16 protein-coding genes are annotated in these 18,343 nt (G+C 62.1%); 6 read left to right on the top strand and 10 right to left on the bottom strand.

The window, feature by feature from the left end:
- Nucleotides 1-152: 152 nt before the first annotated feature.
- The 4 genes from F6X39_RS15745 to F6X39_RS15730 form a co-directional block, all read right to left on the bottom strand.
- The gene (locus F6X39_RS15745) at nt 153-776 is read right to left on the bottom strand and encodes a response regulator transcription factor (RefSeq protein WP_187617269.1); all 624 of its coding nucleotides are present in this window, start codon (nt 774-776) and stop codon (nt 153-155) included.
- Nucleotides 773-2,233, bottom strand: a complete 1,461-nt coding sequence (locus tag F6X39_RS15740) for a PAS domain-containing sensor histidine kinase (protein WP_187617268.1) — start codon at nt 2,231-2,233, stop codon at nt 773-775. Before F6X39_RS15740 ends, F6X39_RS15745 begins: the two co-directional genes overlap by 4 nt.
- A gap of 934 nt (nt 2,234-3,167) precedes the next feature.
- Nucleotides 3,168-3,755 carry a YSC84-related protein gene (locus tag F6X39_RS15735; RefSeq protein ID WP_410450206.1) on the bottom strand — a complete coding sequence of 196 codons (588 nt, stop codon included), beginning with the start codon at nt 3,753-3,755 and terminating at the stop codon, nt 3,168-3,170.
- 283 nt (nt 3,756-4,038) lie between these two features.
- Nucleotides 4,039-4,719, bottom strand: a complete 681-nt coding sequence (locus F6X39_RS15730; protein WP_187617267.1) for a hypothetical protein — start codon at nt 4,717-4,719, stop codon at nt 4,039-4,041.
- A gap of 231 nt (nt 4,720-4,950) precedes the next feature.
- On the opposite strand from F6X39_RS15730, the gene ppk2 reads away from it, so the two are divergent.
- Nucleotides 4,951-5,766 (top strand): polyphosphate kinase 2, encoded by an 816-nt coding sequence (ppk2, locus tag F6X39_RS15725; protein WP_187617266.1) that lies wholly within the window; start codon nt 4,951-4,953, stop codon nt 5,764-5,766.
- Between the two features lie 27 nt (nt 5,767-5,793).
- Here ppk2 and F6X39_RS15720 read toward each other — a convergent pair whose 3' ends face one another.
- The 4 genes from F6X39_RS15720 to F6X39_RS15705 all read right to left on the bottom strand — a co-directional run bounded on the left by F6X39_RS15720 (nt 5,794) and on the right by F6X39_RS15705 (nt 11,866).
- Complete coding sequence (locus F6X39_RS15720) at nt 5,794-7,578, bottom strand: acyl-CoA dehydrogenase family protein (RefSeq protein WP_187617265.1); 1,785 nt, start codon at nt 7,576-7,578, stop codon at nt 5,794-5,796.
- A gap of 17 nt (nt 7,579-7,595) precedes the next feature.
- Nucleotides 7,596-9,476, bottom strand: a complete 1,881-nt coding sequence (locus F6X39_RS15715; RefSeq protein WP_187617264.1) for a feruloyl-CoA synthase — start codon at nt 9,474-9,476, stop codon at nt 7,596-7,598.
- Between the two features lie 72 nt (nt 9,477-9,548).
- Entirely contained in the window at nt 9,549-11,000 is a 1,452-nt protein-coding gene (locus tag F6X39_RS15710; protein WP_187617263.1) for an aldehyde dehydrogenase, read from the bottom strand.
- Nucleotides 11,001-11,038: 38 nt separating this feature from the next.
- Complete coding sequence (locus tag F6X39_RS15705) at nt 11,039-11,866, bottom strand: p-hydroxycinnamoyl CoA hydratase/lyase (protein WP_187617262.1); 828 nt, start codon at nt 11,864-11,866, stop codon at nt 11,039-11,041.
- A gap of 205 nt (nt 11,867-12,071) precedes the next feature.
- Here F6X39_RS15705 and F6X39_RS15700 point away from each other — a divergent pair, with 205 nt between their 5' ends.
- Nucleotides 12,072-12,485, top strand: a complete 414-nt coding sequence (locus F6X39_RS15700; RefSeq protein WP_316251692.1) for a MarR family winged helix-turn-helix transcriptional regulator — start codon at nt 12,072-12,074, stop codon at nt 12,483-12,485.
- Nucleotides 12,486-12,518: 33 nt separating this feature from the next.
- Nucleotides 12,519-13,418, top strand: a complete 900-nt coding sequence (locus tag F6X39_RS15695) for an amidohydrolase family protein (RefSeq protein ID WP_184061884.1) — start codon at nt 12,519-12,521, stop codon at nt 13,416-13,418.
- A gap of 58 nt (nt 13,419-13,476) precedes the next feature.
- Here the strand turns inward: F6X39_RS15695 and mhpT are convergent, their stop codons facing one another.
- A complete protein-coding gene (gene mhpT, locus F6X39_RS15690) occupies nt 13,477-14,706 on the bottom strand; it encodes a 3-(3-hydroxy-phenyl)propionate transporter MhpT (protein ID WP_184061885.1) in 1,230 nt (409 codons plus the stop codon).
- Nucleotides 14,707-14,928: 222 nt separating this feature from the next.
- On the opposite strand from mhpT, the gene F6X39_RS15685 reads away from it, so the two are divergent.
- The 3 genes from F6X39_RS15685 to F6X39_RS15675 all read left to right on the top strand — a co-directional run bounded on the left by F6X39_RS15685 (nt 14,929) and on the right by F6X39_RS15675 (nt 16,718).
- Complete coding sequence (locus F6X39_RS15685; protein WP_090808939.1) at nt 14,929-15,414, top strand: MarR family winged helix-turn-helix transcriptional regulator; 486 nt, start codon at nt 14,929-14,931, stop codon at nt 15,412-15,414.
- Nucleotides 15,415-15,669: 255 nt separating this feature from the next.
- Nucleotides 15,670-16,248 (top strand): DJ-1/PfpI family protein, encoded by a 579-nt coding sequence (locus tag F6X39_RS15680; RefSeq protein ID WP_184032364.1) that lies wholly within the window; start codon nt 15,670-15,672, stop codon nt 16,246-16,248.
- A gap of 131 nt (nt 16,249-16,379) precedes the next feature.
- Nucleotides 16,380-16,718, top strand: a complete 339-nt coding sequence (locus F6X39_RS15675; protein WP_184052147.1) for a ribbon-helix-helix domain-containing protein — start codon at nt 16,380-16,382, stop codon at nt 16,716-16,718.
- Between the two features lie 77 nt (nt 16,719-16,795).
- Here the strand turns inward: F6X39_RS15675 and F6X39_RS15670 are convergent, their stop codons facing one another.
- Nucleotides 16,796-18,034, bottom strand: coding sequence for an MFS transporter (locus F6X39_RS15670; protein ID WP_187617260.1), 1,239 nt, complete (start codon nt 18,032-18,034; stop codon nt 16,796-16,798).
- Nucleotides 18,035-18,343 lie beyond the last annotated feature (309 nt).

Genomic DNA, 18,343 nt, shown 5'->3' with positions numbered 1-18,343 from the left:
GAACGCGCAGTCGCTCCGGAAAGTGGACCACTGATGCCTTAGCGTACTGGTTGAAACCCCGATGAGATATAAGACTTTGGTCCACTAGCGGTGTCGGCCAGCACCGCTGAAAGTGGCGGCGCAACGCGGGAGTCGGCGCCTGGTTCGGGCGATTATTCTTCGTCGGCCGTACAAACGCCGCCCTTTCGCACCAGATGAACGAGTTCGACGATCGATCGGGCCTTCATCTTCTCCATCACGCGGGCCCGATGAATCTTGATCGTTTTTTCGGCCGCGCCCAGATCGCTCGCAACCTGTTTGTTCAGGCGGCCAGTCACGACGAGTTCCATGACTTCGCGTTCGCGGCGGGTCAGATGCCGCATCCGCTCTTCTATTTCCTCGCGTTCGTGGCGCCGCCTGCTTTCCACACACGCGCGCGCGAGCGCGCGATCCACCGCGGCGAGCAACAGCGAGTCGCGCACCGGCTTGGGCAGAAAGTCGACCGCTCCGCCTTTCATCGCGTCGACGCTCGAGCCGATGTCGCCGTGCCCGGTCAGGAATACGATCGGCAGCAGCTGATCGAGCTTGCGCTGCACTTCGAGTCCCGTCATGCCCGGCATCTGCAGATCGAGAACGAGGCAGGCTGGCATGCTCGTCAAATCGGCTCGTTCGAGAAAGGCCTCAGGACTGTCGAAGCATTCGACCTGGTAGCCGGAGGCGCGCAGCAAGCGGGCGAGCGCGCTGCGCACGCTGTCGTCGTCGTCGACGATGAAGACGCGAGTGTTGATCTGGTTCATGATGATCGGGGCGCGAGTCTCTGTCGGATATCGGTCGCGACGGGAAGCGTGACGTGAAACGATGCCCCTTTGCCCTCGTTGTTTTCCGCCCACAGCCGGCCGCGGTGCGCCGTGACGATCGTGCGGCTGATCGAAAGACCCAGTCCGAGCCCCTGCGGTTTGGTGGTGAAAAATGGCCGGAAAATCCTTTCCATGCTGTCGACGTCGAGGCCCTGGCCGCGATCTTTTACCGTTATCCGTATCAGTCCGTCCGATTCCTCACGCGCTGTCGTTTCGACGAGACGGTCCGCGGCAGGGCAATCCTTGACCGCGTCGAAAGCGTTGAGCAGCAGGTTCAGGATCACCTGCTGAAGCTGAACCTTGTCGCCGCAAATCAGCGCCAGATTCTCCGGAATGTCGAAGCTCGTGCGCACGCCGCGCGTCAACGCATCGCTGTGCACGAGCGTCGCGATGTCGCGCACGACGTTGCCGACGTCCAGCAACTGCAATTCGACATCGCCTTTGCGTACCAATGCGCGAATCTTTTGCAGCACCTCGTTCGCGCGGCAATTGTCGGCCACGATGTCTTCGAGCGCTTCGCGCAGCTCCACTACGTTGGTCGTCTCCGCATCCATGAATTTGCGTGCGGCTTGCGCGTTGAACAGGATCGCGGTAAGCGGCTGCTTCAACTCGTGCGCGAGCGATCCGGCGAGTTCGCCCAATGAAGAAACGCGCGCGAGATGCGCGAGATCCCTCGTATTTCCATCGACTTCGCCGCACGCACTGCAATCCGATATCGCGGTGATCCGCAATTCCTGATTGTGCACGCGGCATCGCGTGGTTTCCGCCTCCGCGTGAAAGCCGCCGCCATCGCGACGCCGCGCGATCAGAATCTGCGTGGTCGTGACGCCGGGGATTTGTATCTTCGCGCCACGATTGCCTGGGCCCGACCGATCGGCATTGATGCCGTCGATCGGAAACAGCTTGGCGGTCGGCGCGCCAATCAGCTCTTCCCTCGTGTAGCCGAACAGTTGCGCCGCCCGCGCGTTCGCGAAGATGATCTGGTCCCGCTGGTCGACCGTGACGATCGGAATCGGCAACATTTCGAGCGTCTCGCACAGCGGCATGCTCGCGTCGAGGATGCGCCGCGTGCTGCTATCGCCTTCGCCTCGCAGCCACGACGCGCAAGCGGTGACACAGCGCCGCCATGCCGGCAACGCGTACGGCGGCTCGTGGGTATCGCGGGTACTCTGTCGGCTCGACACGCCGGGGATATTGCGAGCGCGCTGAAACCGGTGATGCCTGGGTGAAAACTGTCTGGAACGGTCGTGCCCGGATAGTGGAGGACCGTCGTTGCGCGCATTGTCGATCTGTGACGGGCCGCATTGACCCATGTGGCGCGGTTGCGCGTACAGCGCCGTGAGAATTCCCGCTACCCCGATCGCCAGGTGTCTGCCGTACACGATCAGATTAATCATTGGCACCTCCGGGTCCAGTGCGAACGGATTCCGTACAACTGCGACGTCTTTATCTTTGGGCTTCGAACCACATAATTGACTTCACAATCGGTACTTCGCACGTCGGGTGGCTGGAAGTCAGTATAGGCTATCCAGAATCACTTACCGAAGGGTTACCTTAATTTATGCCGCTTACTCGGGAAACTACTCAATAGTGTTCTGCGTTGTCCGCCATCAATCGGAAAATGGCGACAGCGTTTGTTAGGCAGTTAATTATTGCCGGGCGGGGCAGTGTCCGTGCCGTCCGTTTGCACGCACAGGAAAGTTAGCAAACTGGCAACGTCGCAGTAGGAGCCGCAATGTTCTCCTGCCCCGTGGCGGATTTGCGCTAGCCCGTGAAGCCCGGCGAGATAGCGCTTTCAGATGGAAACTTCAACCGTAAAGCTTTCATGCATCGCGAATCACAGAGTCAGCGGGTATACCGAACGCTAATTCTCCAATTTAATTTAATTTGTCGGCGAGAGGTTTTTTTGACGCAAGTCAACGTTTTTATCGCCCGCTATTCCAGTGCGAATCATTTGCATTCGCCGACCACAAAAAAATAAATTTATGCCAGCCAGATGACTAAACGCAGCACCGCGGCGAGAACGCGTGTTTCGGCTTCGTCTTTTCTACCGGTATTGAATAAACAGGAAGGTCAGTGCAGATTACAAGCAGCGTCGCTGCGCGTCGCGAGCGCATCTGGCTCGCAGCGTTTCGTGGGAACAACGGGAGGGATGATAGGGAGGCCAAGGGGTGAGTCCGCCAAAAACTATCCGCTGCGCGTCGCCGTGCCAAAGCACGCGTAGCGTGTCGCGCGGCCTGGCTGTAACGAAACCGCGCAACACGCGATAGACGCGCCACCGTGTGACAGCGCCATGACGATCGATCGAATGCCGCTGCTTGCCGCGCCCTGTTACAGATTCATGCGCGTAACCTTGGTGCCGGCCAGCGACAGGTCGGCCATCAGGCCCGTATTGGTCAAGACCATCGCGACGACGTCGGCGGTCGCCGACGAGGTATCGACCGTGCCGGTAGCTCCGACTTTCAGCAGTGAAACCGAAGCATCGGCGCCCACCGACCAGCCCTTCGCGTTGCGGAATTTCTCGAGCGAATCTTTCGTCATGAACAGGAAGAACACGGCGGTCGACTGCGCGCCGGCCTGCAATCCGAACGAAGCCGCGGCGGTGCTGTAATAACCGACCGTCGCTCCCCCGACGCGCAATGCGCCTTCACCGTACTGGCCACCGACGATGAACGCCGCCTTCTTCACCGAAGGAAACACCAGCACGCCCTGCGCCTTCGCTACGAGCTCGTGCGAGCCTTGCACCGTATCGAACAATTTCGACAGCGCACCGTTCACGGCCGCGTCGATCTCCTGCCGTTTGGCGGCGTCGGTAGTGGCGCTCTGGCCACTGCCTCCGGTCGTCGTGCAACCCGCCAAAGCCAGACTCGCGGCCATGGATGTAAGCGCGAGCGTGTGCACAAAGTTCCGTCTGTTCACTATCGACTCCGTTCTGGTTACGATCCGAGTCGCCAGTCCTGATGGCTGGAAGCCTCGATCTTTTTTCTCCGCCGTGAAGCGGCATAGCCGCCCAAGGAACCATCAATGCCATCGCCGCCCGTCGATTTTCTTCGGTATCCGGATGCGACGACTACAACGCTTGCAGATACATGATGTCACGCTGAAACCGCTGCGGAATCGGACCTTGGTCTTACAGGAAGCGCGGTGTCGATGATGAATGAAACGCGAAGCCAGCGAAGCTGATTGGCGGGGCCGACCTCGATCATCCGCCGAGCGCGATGATCGCCACGGTGAGCAGGACGCCGACCGCCGCCATCGCAAGGCCGGCCTGCCAGCCGCGAAATCCCGCGTAATGCCCCAGCGCCATGCCGCTGCCGAATAACATCGCGATGGTCAAGACACGGGAGACGATCAGCGCCGTCGGAACGTTCGCGAACAGCACGAAGGGCAACGCGACCGGGAATGTTGCGGCTACTACGAGCACAAAGATAGCCGCGGCGGCGGTGAAATCGTCGCGCACGAATACTGCTCGCTGCGGCAGATCCGGCCGCGCCGCAACACGCCTGCGGATGGATTCGAGCTCCGTATCGCCGATCAACGGTCTGAGCCACGCGGCCATTGCGTCGTGAAGCGTCCGAACGCCCGCGGCCGCATCCGGCTGGCTTCGCACGGAATGCGCAAGCGTCACACGCCTGCCGCGAGCCACCAGCGTACGCACGAGGAACATCACCGCGTCCGCGAGGCCCCATGCGAGATTGCAGCCGAGCGCGGTGTAGAACATCTTGTGCCCCGCGTCGGCACCCGCGCCGACGGCCGAGACGGTGCCGACGAACGTCAGCGCCATGAAGAGGCCGAAACATGACTCGCACACTCGATCGACGACATCGAGAACCGGCTCCCTATCGCCGAAGTTTTCCTGCTCCGTGTGACCCGTGGCATCCATGAGGCCTCCTGTGGCGATGACGTGAACCGAACCCGCCCTTTGCTGGCATACGGATGAGGCGTGACGAGGACAGTCGGATCGGGCAGGCGCGAGCGGACGCCCGCAGCATACAGCGCGCCCTGTACCGGCGATATTGGACCAAGGTCGTATGGCCCTGCTTCGCGTCGCGCTCTACCGTGGGAATGGATCATTGCGTAGTACGCTGGAACAGTCCGCGCTGGGGAGAAGAGAATGGCCAAAACAAAGTCGGAAAACGAGCAGCCCGAGCAAGACAGGGCGCTGTCGTACAAGGAATATCGCAAGGCGCTTTTCGACCTGCATGTCGAGCTGGTCAAGCTGCAGGAATGGGTCGTGCAAACGGGAAGCAAGGTCTGCGTCGTCTTCGAGGGACGTGACGGCGCGGGCAAAGGCGGCACGATCAAGGCGATGACCGAGCGCGTCAGTCCGCGCGTCTTCCGCGTCGTTGCATTGCCCGCGCCTAGCGAACGTGAAAAAAGCCAGATGTATGTGCAGCGCTACGTGCCGCACTTGCCGGCCGCGGGCGAGATCGTCATTTTCGACCGCAGCTGGTACAACCGCGCGGGCGTCGAGCGCGTGATGGGTTTCTGCTCCGAGGAGGACGTGCAGACGTTCTTCAAGGCCGTGCCGCTCGTCGAGCGGGCGATCGTCGACTCCGGGATCATCCTGCTCAAGTACTGGCTCGAGGTCAGCCCCGAGGAACAGACCCGACGTCTCGAGGCACGCATCCACGACGGTCGCAAGATCTGGAAACTGACCGAGATGGACCTGAAATCCTATAGCCGCTGGTATGACTACTCGCGTGCCCGCGATGAGATGCTCGCCGCGTCGGACACCGACTATGCTTCGTGGTTCATAGCGAATTCAAACGACAAGCGGCGCGCGCGACTGAACATCATCAGCGACATGCTTCAGAGGATTCCCTATAAGCAGCCTGCCCGCAAGAAGGTCTCGCTGCCGAAACGGCAAAAGCCCGACGGATACAAGGAACCAGACTATCCGTTTAAATACGTGGCCGAGCGGTATTGACCAGGCAGGTGTTGCTCGAGCTGACTTTCAAACGTACGGCAGCGTTGCCTCGCAACCGGCTTCAACGAGGCTGCGGCGATAAGCGAAGGCCGCGAGCGGGTAGTCGAAGAAGAAGCGGCCCGTCTCCCGCTTCTCCACATAGAACGTTTCCGCCTCGCATTGCGGCGTCGCAATTCGCAGCGTGCGCGCCCATGCGAACGCCAGCAGCATCCAGCCAAGCATCGCGAGATAGTCGTCCGCGACCCGGTATGCCGTCTCCGGGTCTTGCGCGTGGCGTGCCTTGATCGACCGTGTCGTGCTCTCCACTGTCTGTGCTAGCTCTGCGAGCTTCACGCCGGCGGCACGAACCGGCGGATCGGACTCCTGGCACAGCCGCGCTTCCGCGCGCACGTGGCGAAGCAGCACATCGAACGCCACCGCCCCATCGGGCAACACCTTCCGAATCAGCAGATCGATCGCCTGAATTTCGTTGGTGCCTTCGTACAACATCGACACGCGACTATCGCGCAACGTCTGTTCAATGCCGTACTCGTGGATGTAGCCGTAGCCGCCGAACACCTGCAGCGCGTTCGATGCAGCGCCAAAACCGTTGGCCGTAAAAAACGCCTTTGCAATCGGAGTCAACAGCGATGCGAGCTGCGCCGCCTGTTCCCGTTCAGCGGCATCGGCATGACGTGCGGCGATGTCGAGCCAATGCGCGGTCCAGTAACCGATCGCGCGCTCGCCTTCGACGATCGCGCGCAGCTCCATCAGAATCCGCCGCATGGCCGGATGAAACGCGATCGGCGCAGCCTTTCCCGGTGCGACGTTCGCACCGGGCGGCACGCTCACTGCACGCATCTGCGCGCGTTCCTGCGCGTAAGCGTGCGCGCGTTGCCACGCGGTGTGCGCATGCCCGAGGCCCTGCATCGCAACCTGCAGCCGCGCCGCGTTCATCATCACGAACAGGCACGCGAGACCGCGATGCGCTTCACCGACGAGCCAACCGAATGCGCGTTCGAAGCGCATCGTGCAGGTCGGGCTGCCTTTCAGGCCCATTTTCTTTTCGATGCCTTCGCAATAGACACCATTGCACGAGCGCCCACCGTCGCCGTCTTCCAGCCATTCCGACACGACGAACAGCGACAACCCTTTCGTGCCGGGCGGCGCATCGGGCATTCGAGCGAGCACCAGATGAACGATGTTCTCGGTCAGATCGTGCGCGCCGCCGCTGATAAAGATCTTGCTGCCGTCGATGAAATACCCGTCGGTGCCCGGTGCTTCAGTCGCGCGCGAACGGATCAGGCCGACATCGCTGCCGGCCTGGGACTCGGTCAGACACATCGTCGTTAGCCACTCACCACTCGCGACTTTCGGCAGCAATGCCTTTTTTACGCGTTCGCTGCCATACGTCTGCAAGCATGCCGTCGCGCCGTGCGTGAGCCCGGGCGACATCAACCATGCATGGTTGGCGCCCGCGAGCATTTCCTGAAGCGCGACGTCCAGAAGCTGCGGCAGGCCCTGTCCGCCGTGCCCGGTGTCGAGCGATAATGTCGGCCAACCCGCTTCGACGAATTCCGCGTAGGACTCGCGAAAGCCCGCGGGCGTCGTCACCTTGCCCGCGTCGAAACGACATCCTTCGAGATCGGCGCTCGCGTTGAGCGGCGCGATGCGCTCCTCGACGAAACGCGCCGCTTCTTCCAGCACCTGCTGCGCGGTCTGCGAGTCGAGGTCTTGCCAGTCGGGCACGTCGCGCCACCACGAAGTGGCGTCGAGCCACTCGTCTATCACGAAGCGCATGTCGCGTAGCGGCGCCTTATAAGTCAACGTCATTTGTTCCTGTCCCTGGACTAGCTGCCTCTGCGCGCATGGATCACGGTCGCGTCGGCGGCGTCGGCTTCGTGCATCGCTTCCACGAGCGCGGCCCGGTGCTGGAGCACGGCGCGCTGATTGATCGAGCCTTTGTCGGTGATCTCGCCGAGGTCGAGCGACGGCGGCACGCTCAGCAGGTGCATGCGGGCAATGAACGAGGCACTGCCTGTCGCACTCCGATTCAGCCGCGCGACGAGCTCGCTGAAGAATGCGCGCACGGCGGCCGTGTTGAGCACGTCCTCGGCGCTCGCATCGGCGGGCGAACCCGCCAACGAGCGACACGCGTCGAGGCGCGGAAAAATCATCGCGCCTACTTCGTCGCGATTCATCCCCGTAATGACGGCATCCTGAACGTAGGGCGCCCCTTCGCTGATGATGCGCGCGCGCATCGGCCCGACGCTGACGAACGTTCCCGACGCAAGCTTGAAGTCCTCCGCAATGCGGCCATCGAACATCAGGCCCAGTTCGGGACGTTGCGGGTCGACGAAACGCACGGCGTCTCCTGTGCGGTAGTAACCTTCGTCGTCGAACACGCTGCTCTGAAGCGCCTGCGATGCTCGCCAGTAACCGCCCATCACGTGAGGGCCGCGAAAGCGCGCTTCGAATTTGCCATCGACGGGCGCGACCTTGGCCTGGCACCCGGGCGGCGGCAAGCCGATATAGCCGGCGCACGATACCGGTCCCGTCGTGAACAGACACGACGGCGCGGTCTCGGTCATGCCGAGCCCGGCCATGATGCGGATGCGTTCTCCGCAATGTTCGAGCGTTACGCGCTCGAGACGCTCCCACGCCGCCTGCGACAGACCGGCGCCCGCGAAGAAATACATCTTCACGCGCGAGAAAAACCGCTCGCGCAGCGCCGCATCCTTTTCCAGGGCGATGGTCAGTTCTTCCCAACCCTTCGGCACGTTGAAGTAGATGGTCGGCGCGACCTCGCGCAGATTGCGCAGCGTCTCGTCGAATTTGCCGGCCACGGGTTTGCCGTCGTCGATATAGAGCGTGCCGCCGTTGTACAGCACGATGCCGACGTTGTGGCTGCCGCCGAACGTGTGATTCCACGGCAGCCAGTCGACGAGGACCGGCGGCTCGATGCCGAACTGCGGAAAGGTTTCGAGCAGCATCTGCTGGTTCGCGCCCAGCATGCGATGCGTCGTCGGCACGGCTTTCGGCAGGTTCGTCGAGCCGGACGTGAACAGGAACTTCGCAATCGTGTCGCCGTTCACGCGCGCGTTGGCAGCATCGACGTCGCGCGGGGCCGTGTCGAGCAATGCGTCGAAGCGCGTCACTCTCGACGCGTTTGGCGCGGGCACCGCGCTGACACGTTCGACGTCGCTTCCCAGCGCGGCATCGAGCGCCGCTGTGTATGCGCCGATATCGTCCGCGTAGACCAGACCCGGTTTGAGCAGTTCGAGGACATGGCGCAGCTTTCCGTAATCGCCCGACATCAACGAATAGGCCGGCGAAACGGGTGCATAAGCGATACCCGCCCACATCGCGCCGAGCGCGAGTTGCATGTGTTCGACGCTGTTGCCCGACAGGATCACCAACGGGCGTTCCGCGCTGAGATCGCGATCGAGCAGCGCCTGCCCGATCGCACGCGCGCGCTCGAGCATCTGCGCATACGTGATGCCCTGCCACGCGCCACCGGCATCGCGTCGTGCGACGAGCAGCCGGTCGGGATGCGCGCGTGCGCCGCTCAGCAGGCGGTCCGTAAAGCGCTCCGGAAACGGACCCAGAGGTTCAGGTGTCTCGAGGTACCAGCAGTCGCCGCGTTTCTCGATCCGCGCTGAAGGCGCTCCGATGGCGACGCTCCGGTATCCGGTCGCCAGAGAGCTTGCGTGGCTGTGCTCCGATTCCAAAACCTGTCTCCTGATTGTGCCATTTCATGCAAGGATGCGGTGGCCGCAATCGTTGCGGCCGGGAGCCGACGCCTAGATCGGATAATGACGCGGACTCGTCTGCACCGTGATCCAGCGCAACTCGGTGAACTCGGGAATCGACGCCTTGCTGCCGAAGCGCCCATAACCACTCGCCTTCACGCCGCCGAACGGCATCTGCGCCTCGTCGTGCACGGTCGGGCCGTTGATGTGGCAGATGCCCGACTCGATGCGTTTCGCGACGTTCATCGCGCGCGCGATATCGCGGCTGAACACGGCGGCCGACAAGCCGTACTCGCTATCGTTGGCGACCGTCAGCGCCTCTTCGTCGCCGTCCACGCGCTGCACCGTCACCACGGGGCCGAACGATTCATCGGCATAAAGCTTCATCTCGCGCGTCACGTTCTCCACGATCACCGGCTGCATGATCGCGCCTTTCACCTCGCAACCGAGCGGCAGCTTCGCACCCTTTTCGCGGGCGTCTTCGACCAGCGCGCGAATGCGCCGCGCGGCGGCTTCGCTCTCGAGCGTGCCGAGGATCGAGCCCGGCTGTGTCGGATCGCCTGCCTTCAGCGTGCGCGCTTTCGCGACGAGCTTTTCGACGAACGCATCGGCAACCTTGCGATCGACGATCACGCGTTCCGTCGACATGCAGATCTGCCCTTGATTGAAGAACGCGCCGAACGCGATGCCCTCGACGGCGGCGTCGAGGTCCGCGTCGTCGAGCACGAGCACCGGCGCCTTGCCGCCCAGTTCGAGCAATGCGGGTTTCAGATGGCGCGCGGACAGCTCGGCGACGATGCGGCCGACACGCGTCGAACCGGTGAAATTCACACGCTTCACGGCAGGATTCGCGACCAGACGCTCGACGATCGCGGGCGCGTCTTCCGGCGCATGCGTGAGCACGTTGACGACGCCTTCGCCGAGACCCGCGTCGTTCAGCGCTTCGCCGATCAGCGCATGCACGCCGGGACAACCTTCCGATGCCTTCAGCACGACCGTGTTGCCGCACGCGAGCGGCATGGCGAGCGCGCGCGTCGCGAGGATCACGGGCGCGTTCCACGGCGCCATGCCAAGCACGACGCCGCACGGCTGGCGCACGGCCATTGCGAGGCTGCCCGGCACGTCGGACGGAATCACCGCGCCGTCGATCTGCGTCGTCATCGCCGCGGCTTCGCGCAGCATGTTGGCCGCGAGCATGACGTTAAAGCCGTACCAGTTCGCCATCGCACCCGTTTCGGCCGCGCCGATCTCGATGAACTCGGCCGTACGCGCGTCCATGCGCTCGGCGGCGGCGAGCAGGCGTTTGCGGCGCTCCGTCGGCGTGAGCGCCGCCCATGCCGGGAACGCGCGCGCCGCCGCGGCGACGGCCGCATCGGCATCCTCGACGGTGGCCGCCGCGGCGCGGGTGGCAACCGCGCCCGTCGCCGGATTGATGCGCTCGAAGGTCTTGCCGTTCGAGGCGGCACGTTTCGCGCCGCCAATCAAAAGGTTCGTTTGATGCATGTGTTCGTCTCCTCGGTCGTCCCGCTGAAGTGCGCCGCTTAGCGCTTGTAGGTCTGCAAGCCCGGCTTGATGCTCTTGTCGTCGAGGAACTGCTTGAGGCCCTGTTCGCGGCCGCCTTCCGGATCGCGATAGTTCGCCTGGTCGAGCTTCGCGTACAGGTAGTCTTCGTTCTGCTCCCACGTGAGTTCGCGCGAACGCTTGAAGCCATGCTTCGCGTTGCGTAGCACGACCGGGTTCTTGTTCAGCAGCTTCGCCGCGAGAGCGATCGTTTCTTCGCGCAGTTGCGCGAGCGGCACGCTTTTGTTCACCAGACCCATCTTCGCGGCTTGCGGACCCGTGAAGGTGTCGCCCGTCATGATGTAGTACAGCGCTTCACGATGACCGACGGTATCGGCCATCGCCTTGCTCACGAGGTTGCCCGGCGGAATACCCCAGTTGATTTCGGACAGGCCGAACACGGCTTCGTCCGCGGCGATCGCGAGATCGCAGGCGACGAGCGGAGAGAAGCCGCCGCCGAAGCACCAGCCGTTGACCATGGCGATCGTCGGCTTCGAGTACATGCGCAGCAATTGCCATTGCCAGCGGCTCGCGTCGCGGCGAATCCGCTCCTGCAGCACGTCCGGGCCCGCGTCCACTTCGCGGAAATATTCCTTCAGGTCCATGCCGGCCGTCCATGCACTGCCTTCGCCGGTCAACACGAGAACCTGGGCTTCGGCGTCGAGTTCGAGCGTCTCGAGAACGTCGATCATTTCCTTGTTCAGCGTCGGGCTCATCGCGTTGCGCTTATCCGGACGATTGAACGTGACCCAGGCGATTCCGCCTTCCACCGCGACCTTGACCGTTTTCCAGCGTCCTTCGTAACTCATCTGCTTCTCCGTATCAATGCCGCCCTCGCGGCCTGAGCTCAATTTAATATCAGGTGACCTGATAAGTAAAGTACAATATCGAAGTCTTGGTACAAACCCCTAAGCGCCTATGCCGACGATCTCGAGAAAGCCGTCAGGGTCTGAAACGACACCGCGCGCCACGGCGCGGCGCAACCTGCGCGATCGAAGGCACGCTGCCGCTCCGGTGCGTCTCAGCTACCTGGCCGGGCAGCTCGACAAGATTCTCACGCGGCAGCTTTCCGAAGCGCTGGCCTCGCATGGTCTGACGTTGCCGCAATACACCGCGCTGTCGGTGCTGCGGGCGCGCGCACGTTCGTCGAACGCACAACTCGCGCAGCGCTCGTTGATCACGCCGCAAGCGGCCAGCGCGGTCGTCAAATCGATGGAAGCGAATGGATGGGTGACGCGCGTGGCCGGTCCGCTCAACCGCCGCGTCGGGCTGCTGTCGCTGACGAAGGCCGGCGAAACATTGCTGGCTCAGTGCGACAGTGCCGCAGACAGGGTCGAGCAATCGATGCTCGGCGAAATCGATGAACACGATTCACAGATGCTGAAAAACCTGCTGTTGACGTGCGTGCGCAATCTTCGCGCAGCCTGACGCATCAGCTTTGATTACACATAGGAGACCCCATTGAACATCGATCAACTGAAGGCCATCGACACCCACGTGCATGCCGAGGTGTCGTGCTGCCAACCGCCGGACCTGTTTGCCAAAGAATTCGACGAAGCCGCCGACAAATACTTCGGCACCGTGCTCAAACAAGGGCGCCGCCCAACCATTCCCGAAACGATCGAGCACTATCGGGAGCGCAATATCGGCTTCGTGATGTTTACCGTCGACTGCGAAGCGAACATCGGGCGCCGTCGCATTTCGAACGAAGAGGTCGCGGAGTTCGCGCAGAACAACCGCGACATCATGATCGCGTTCGCGAGCATCGATCCGCACAAAGGCAAGTTCGGCGCGCGCGAAGCGCGGCGGCTCATCGAGGAGCACGGCGTGCGCGGTTTCAAGTTTCACCCCACGATGCAGGGTTTCTTCGCCAACGACCGCATGGCATACCCGCTCTACGAAGTGATTGCCGAGTACCGGCTGCCGGCGGTTTTTCACAGTGGACACTCGGGCATGGGCTCGGGCATGCGCGGCGGCGGCGGTTTGCGCCTCAAGTATTCGGAGCCGATCTACCTCGACGATGTCGCCGCCGACTTCCCTGACATGAAGATCGTGATCGCGCATCCCTCCTGGCCATGGCAGGAGCAGGCGCTGTCGATCGCGCTGCACAAGCCGAACGTGTATATCGATCTGTCGGGCTGGTCGCCGAAGTACTTTTCGCCGGAGCTGGTCAAATATGCGAACACGCTGTTGCGCAACAAGGTGCTGTTCGCGTCCGACTTCCCACTGATCCGCCCGGACCGCTGGCTCGAAGACTTCGATACGCTCGACATCAAGCCCGAAGTAAAGCCGCTCGTTCTGAAGGAGAACGCCGTCCGGTTGCTTGATCTGCGGGCCCGAGGCACGACGAATCACGAATGACGCATGAAAAATGGCCCGGCGCGAAAACGCCGGGCCAGCTGGGTCCATCAACGAAGAGTTAGCGTTTCGCGGCGTTGGAGCGAATGACGAGCAATGCTGTAATCGCCGCGATGATCGTCACCGGCACGCTCGCGCCGATGACGAGCGCCGAGCTCTTTCCCATCGCAAGCAATTGCCCGGCGGCTACGGGGCCGACAATCGAGCCGACGCGTCCCACCGCCACCGCGGCGCCGACTCCCGTACCACGCACGCTGGTCGGATAGCTGGCGGCGGACAGCGAATACAGCATCGACTGCGCACCGACGACGCCCATCCCGGCAAACAGCACGGCAACGGACAGCGTCTCGATGCTGGCGACTTGCGAAAGCGCGACCAATGCGCCGACGATGCACGCATAGATTGCCGTGACTGACAGGCCTTGTCTGAAGCGGTCCATCAGCAGACCGATGCCCAGTACGCCGATCACACTGCCGACGTTGAAAAAGATCTGGGCAATCCCGGCCTGCGAACGGCTCATGCCGCGCCCCACGGTCAACGAAGGCAGCCAGTTCAGCAGGAAGTAAAGAACGATCAGCGTGCAGAAGAAGCTGATCCAGATACCGATCGTCGCGGCGGCGCGCCCCTCGCCGAACAGGACTTCGCGCGTCGAAAGGAGCGGCTTGTCCGCCGTCGTGAATTCCCGCGATTCGGTGGCGAATTCGCGCGACTCAGGCAGCAATGCCATCAGCAGCGGAATGATGATCAGCGGTCCGACTCCGCCCACGTAGAAGATATGACGCCACGCGGTAGCACCCGCGCTCAGTACGGCGATCAATGCGGCAAGCGCGCCGCCGAGCGGCATACCGCAATACATGACGCTAACCGCCGTGTTGCGGTGACGCGCATCGACCGCCTCGGACGACAACGCGATCAGGTTCGGCATCGCGCCGCCGAGCCCGATTCCCGTCAGCACGCGAGCAATCAGCAGACTTTCGAAACTCCAGACTTGCGCGGTCGCAATCGAGAAGATGCCGAATATCGCCATCGAGATCATCAGAACGCGCTTGCGGCCGATCCGGTCGGCGAGTCTGCCACCGATCATCGCGCCCGGCAAAAGCCCCAACATGCCGGCGCTAAAAGCGAGCCCCAACTGGCTGACCGACAAGCCGAACTCGTGCGCCATTCGAGGCGCCGCAACGCCAGTGGACTGCAGGTCGATACCCTCCAACACCGCGACGAGAAAGCACAATGCCAACGTTAGTGCAGTACTGGAGCCCACCGCACTCGACCGATTAGCAACACTTGACATGACGTCTCCTTCACCTTTGATTGAATTGCCAGAGGCGAGCCACGCTTCGTTCTTCGACGAAGCGGCCATGGGAAGGAGAAGATTTCTGACAATGATCTTGCGCCACTTATCAGACTCCTTCCCACAGCGCCCGCGGAATTGATGATGAGTCTAGTCTCAGGAGGCCTGATATTGAAAGTAGAATATGATATGCCTGGTAGAAACACCTAAGGCAACCTGATAATGATCAAGACAATGGAGAAGCGGCGAACGCCCCTTGCCAAACAGGCCGGTTCAACGAAAACCGGTGCGCCACCTTCCCGCGTTTCCTATGTGGTCGGCCAACTCGACCGCCTGCTCAAACGCAGTTTGATCGATGTACTGGGTGAATTCGGGCTGACCTTGCCTCAGTTCACCGCGCTCTCCGTCATCAGCGCAAGCGGCGCGATGACCAATGCGAAACTCGCCGAACGCTCGTTCATCACGCCGCAGTCGGCCAACGAAGTTGTCAAGACGATGGAAGCCAACGGTTGGGTCGGACGCGTGGGGCATCCTACCCACGGTCGACTGATTCATCTGTTTCTGACCGACGAAGGGCGTCGGGTACTACAGGAATGCGATTCGGCGATCGACGCGCTCGAAGCGTCCATGCTGGACGGAGTAACGGAAATCCCGGTCGATACGCTGCGCAAGGTGCTGCAGCGATGTGTGTCGAATCTGCGCGGTTGAATGGACGTTCCCAATGATAAAAGAGTCGCACTCGAATGGAGCGCGACTCTTTTTCTTTGCTCCACCTACCGCGATCGTCTGCCGCATTCGGGCTGAATTCCGGTTCAGCTCAGTGAAATCCCTGGTCGGCATTTAGCCGCGTATTACCTGGCCCACTGCGTCGATCGCTATATTGCTTCTCAACGGCCGCCGCCTTCACACCGCGATAGCGCGTCCGCCTCGCCATTTCCCACCCCATTCGAGAGGAGACGAAGCATGTCAAAGCGAATTCTTATCATCGCCGGCGATTTCGTCGAAGATTATGAGCTGATGGTGCCGTTTCAGGCACTGGCGGCAGTCGGGCATTCGGTGGACGTCGTCGCGCCCGACAAGCGCGCGGGCGACGCGATTCGCACCGCAATCCACGACTTCGAAGGCGATCAGACCTACACCGAAAAGCGTGGACATAACTTCACGCTGAACGCCGATTTCGCGTCGGTGAACCCCGCGCAATATGACGCGCTGCTCGTGCCCGGCGGCCGCGCCCCCGAATATCTGCGGCTCAACGACGAGGTGATCGGCTGGGTGCGCCAATTCGCCGAAGCGAAGAAGCCGATTGCCGCGGTCTGCCACGGCGCGCAACTGCTGGCTGCGGCAGGTGTGATCGAAGGCCGGCGCATCTCGGCGTATCCGGCCTGCGCGCCCGAAGTGAAGCTCGCGGGCGCGCAGTACGTGGCGCTCGACTGGCCTGATGCGATCACGGACGAGAACTTCGTCACCGCGCCCGCATGGACCTCGCACGTGAACTGGCTCGCGCAGTTCCTTGCGCTGCTGGGCACGCGCATCGCGCATTGAAGGAGCGCGCTTCGACCGAGGCGCGGCATCGCGGGCGACCAACCGTGTTACGCTCGATCACGACGGCATGAGCGCCCGCGCCGCGCGCTTCGCGTCCTGCGACATCATCATTCGCGAGAAAGGCTGAACGTATGTGCAACGTCTATGTCAACGCTGATCCGATCCTCTACGAGTCGCGTACGCGCGCGCTGCGCATTCATGGCGTCGTGACCACGGTGAGGCTCGAAAATCTCTTCTGGGACGTGCTTCGGGAAATCGCCAACCGCGAGAACGTGACGACGACCCAGTTCGTAGTGAAGCTTCACGACGAACTGGTCGCCTTGCGCGGCGAAGAGCCGTTGAATTTCGCGTCTTTTTTGCGCGTGTGCTGTTTGCGCTATCTATCGACGAGCGCCGCCCGCAACGAGGCCGCTGGCGACGTGTCGCTCAACGCCCCGTTTCAACCCAGAGTCGTGAAGACGGCTGTTTGACGGATTCGGTCGCCTGGCGGTCGCCACAGTTGGCTAGCGCGGTGCGGTCCAGTCACGCGACGTACTGTCTCGACGCGTCAGTCAACCGACGCATCGCAGGCGCAATCAAGGGAAGCCGCCGTGGCCGGCCGTTCCAATACAGCAAGCCGTTGCAGTGCCACGAGGCCCAGTAGCGCGAGTCCAAGTCCCAGCGTGAAGTCAGCGTGAACGCCCGCACGGTCGACAATGGTGCCCCCCACTGCCGAGCCCACCGCAATCGCCACCTGGATGATGCTGACGAACATGGCCGACCCCGCTTCGGGCAGGTCTGTCGTGCCGCGCTGAATCCACACGCTGAAGCAAAGCGGAAGCGCTCCGAACGCGATTCCCCACAGCAGCATCCCCGCGGTCTCGCCGATCGGCGAATGTTCGAGCAGCAACATCGACGAAAACGCGCCCAATAGCAGCAGAACCATCGCGGCGACGGATTTCTTTAGATGGTCCGAAATCACCATCGATGTCAACGCATTGGAGAAGAAGCCGATCAGACCGAATCCGAACAGCAACAGCGTGATGGCGCTCAACGAGAAGTCGTGTTCGAGCAGCGGCGCAATATACGTATAGGTCGAGAAATGCGCGCCGAAGACGAGCGCGACCATCACCATGCTCAACCTCGTATGAGGCCGGCCAAGCAGGGTTTTGAAATCGGCGATCCGCAACGCCGATGCCGACGGCAACGAAGGCACGAGGAACGCCTGCGCCAGTAAGGCGAGCGACACGAGGCCCGCGGTGGCGGCGAACGCCATGCGCCACGATGCAAACGACGCGATAAACGTCCCGAGCGGCACGCCGATCACGGTTGCGCAGGTCACGCCGGTCAGAATGGTCGCGGTCGCTTTGGCGGCATCCTTTGCTTGCACGAGTCGAGGAGCCGCCGCCGTCGCCAGAGTCCAGAAGCCACCCAGCGCGCCGCCAAGCAGAGCCCGTCCTACGAGCATGATCGCGAGGTTCGGTGCGATGGCACACACGATGTTCGCGATCAACAGTACCGCAGTGAGGAGCAGGAAAACGTACCGGCGGTCCATGCGGCCCGCGCTGACTATCAGCGTCGGCGCCAATATCGCGGCCATCACGCCGGGCGTGGTGACCATGAGGCCAGCGACACCGGTCGACACGCCGAGGTCGTGTGCGATTTGCGGCAACAGCCCGACAGGCAAAAACTCGGCCGTGACGAAGGCGAATGCGCTTACCGCTACCGCTATGACGGAGAGCCATTGACCCGCGGAGGTTGAATGTCCTTCCAACGATGCCGGGATTGCAGGTGTATCGATTTGCATGACGACCTTGATGCCAGATTGAAGTCTCGTACTTTAGGCTGGGTCTCATGTCGGAAAAAGAGTCGTCCGATGAAAAGACTAGAAGGTGTGGCTGAACAATGCCTCTGCGGCGATATCTCGCTATGAGTCAGCTAGTCTCGCGAAACGACCGCGTACGGCTCTTCCATATGCGTCGGCACGGAAGCGTTCGCCATCAGCAACCTGATGCGCATTGGCCAAACCATCGACGCTCCTACTGTTTTCTTGACAGTCTTCCACAATGTTACGAGGTCTCGTAAGTCGCGCCGCCGTGCGTTCTCCGGGCCGCCA

The organism is Paraburkholderia sp. UCT2 (assembly GCF_014397665.1).
Classification (GTDB): Bacteria; Pseudomonadota; Gammaproteobacteria; order Burkholderiales; family Burkholderiaceae; genus Paraburkholderia; species Paraburkholderia tuberum.
The sequence above is the reverse complement of the archived record's forward strand: the minus strand, read 5'-3'. Positions and strand labels throughout refer to the sequence as shown.

Excerpts from the sequence above, each read along its gene's own strand:
- F6X39_RS15745 (WP_187617269.1), bottom strand. The coding sequence starts at position 776 with ATGAACCAGATCAACACTCGCGTCTTCATCGTCGACGACGACGACAGC.
- F6X39_RS15740 (WP_187617268.1), bottom strand. The coding sequence starts at position 2,233 with ATGATTAATCTGATCGTGTACGGCAGACACCTGGCGATCGGGGTAGCG.
- F6X39_RS15730 (WP_187617267.1), bottom strand. The coding sequence starts at position 4,719 with ATGGATGCCACGGGTCACACGGAGCAGGAAAACTTCGGCGATAGGGAG.
- ppk2 (WP_187617266.1), top strand. The coding sequence starts at position 4,951 with ATGGCCAAAACAAAGTCGGAAAACGAGCAGCCCGAGCAAGACAGGGCG.
- F6X39_RS15720 (WP_187617265.1), bottom strand. The coding sequence starts at position 7,578 with ATGACGTTGACTTATAAGGCGCCGCTACGCGACATGCGCTTCGTGATA.
- F6X39_RS15710 (WP_187617263.1), bottom strand. The coding sequence starts at position 11,000 with ATGCATCAAACGAACCTTTTGATTGGCGGCGCGAAACGTGCCGCCTCG.
- F6X39_RS15705 (WP_187617262.1), bottom strand. The coding sequence starts at position 11,866 with ATGAGTTACGAAGGACGCTGGAAAACGGTCAAGGTCGCGGTGGAAGGC.
- mhpT (WP_184061885.1), bottom strand. The coding sequence starts at position 14,706 with ATGTCAAGTGTTGCTAATCGGTCGAGTGCGGTGGGCTCCAGTACTGCA.
- F6X39_RS15685 (WP_090808939.1), top strand. The coding sequence starts at position 14,929 with ATGATCAAGACAATGGAGAAGCGGCGAACGCCCCTTGCCAAACAGGCC.
- F6X39_RS15680 (WP_184032364.1), top strand. The coding sequence starts at position 15,670 with ATGTCAAAGCGAATTCTTATCATCGCCGGCGATTTCGTCGAAGATTAT.
- F6X39_RS15675 (WP_184052147.1), top strand. The coding sequence starts at position 16,380 with ATGTGCAACGTCTATGTCAACGCTGATCCGATCCTCTACGAGTCGCGT.
- F6X39_RS15670 (WP_187617260.1), bottom strand. The coding sequence starts at position 18,034 with ATGCAAATCGATACACCTGCAATCCCGGCATCGTTGGAAGGACATTCA.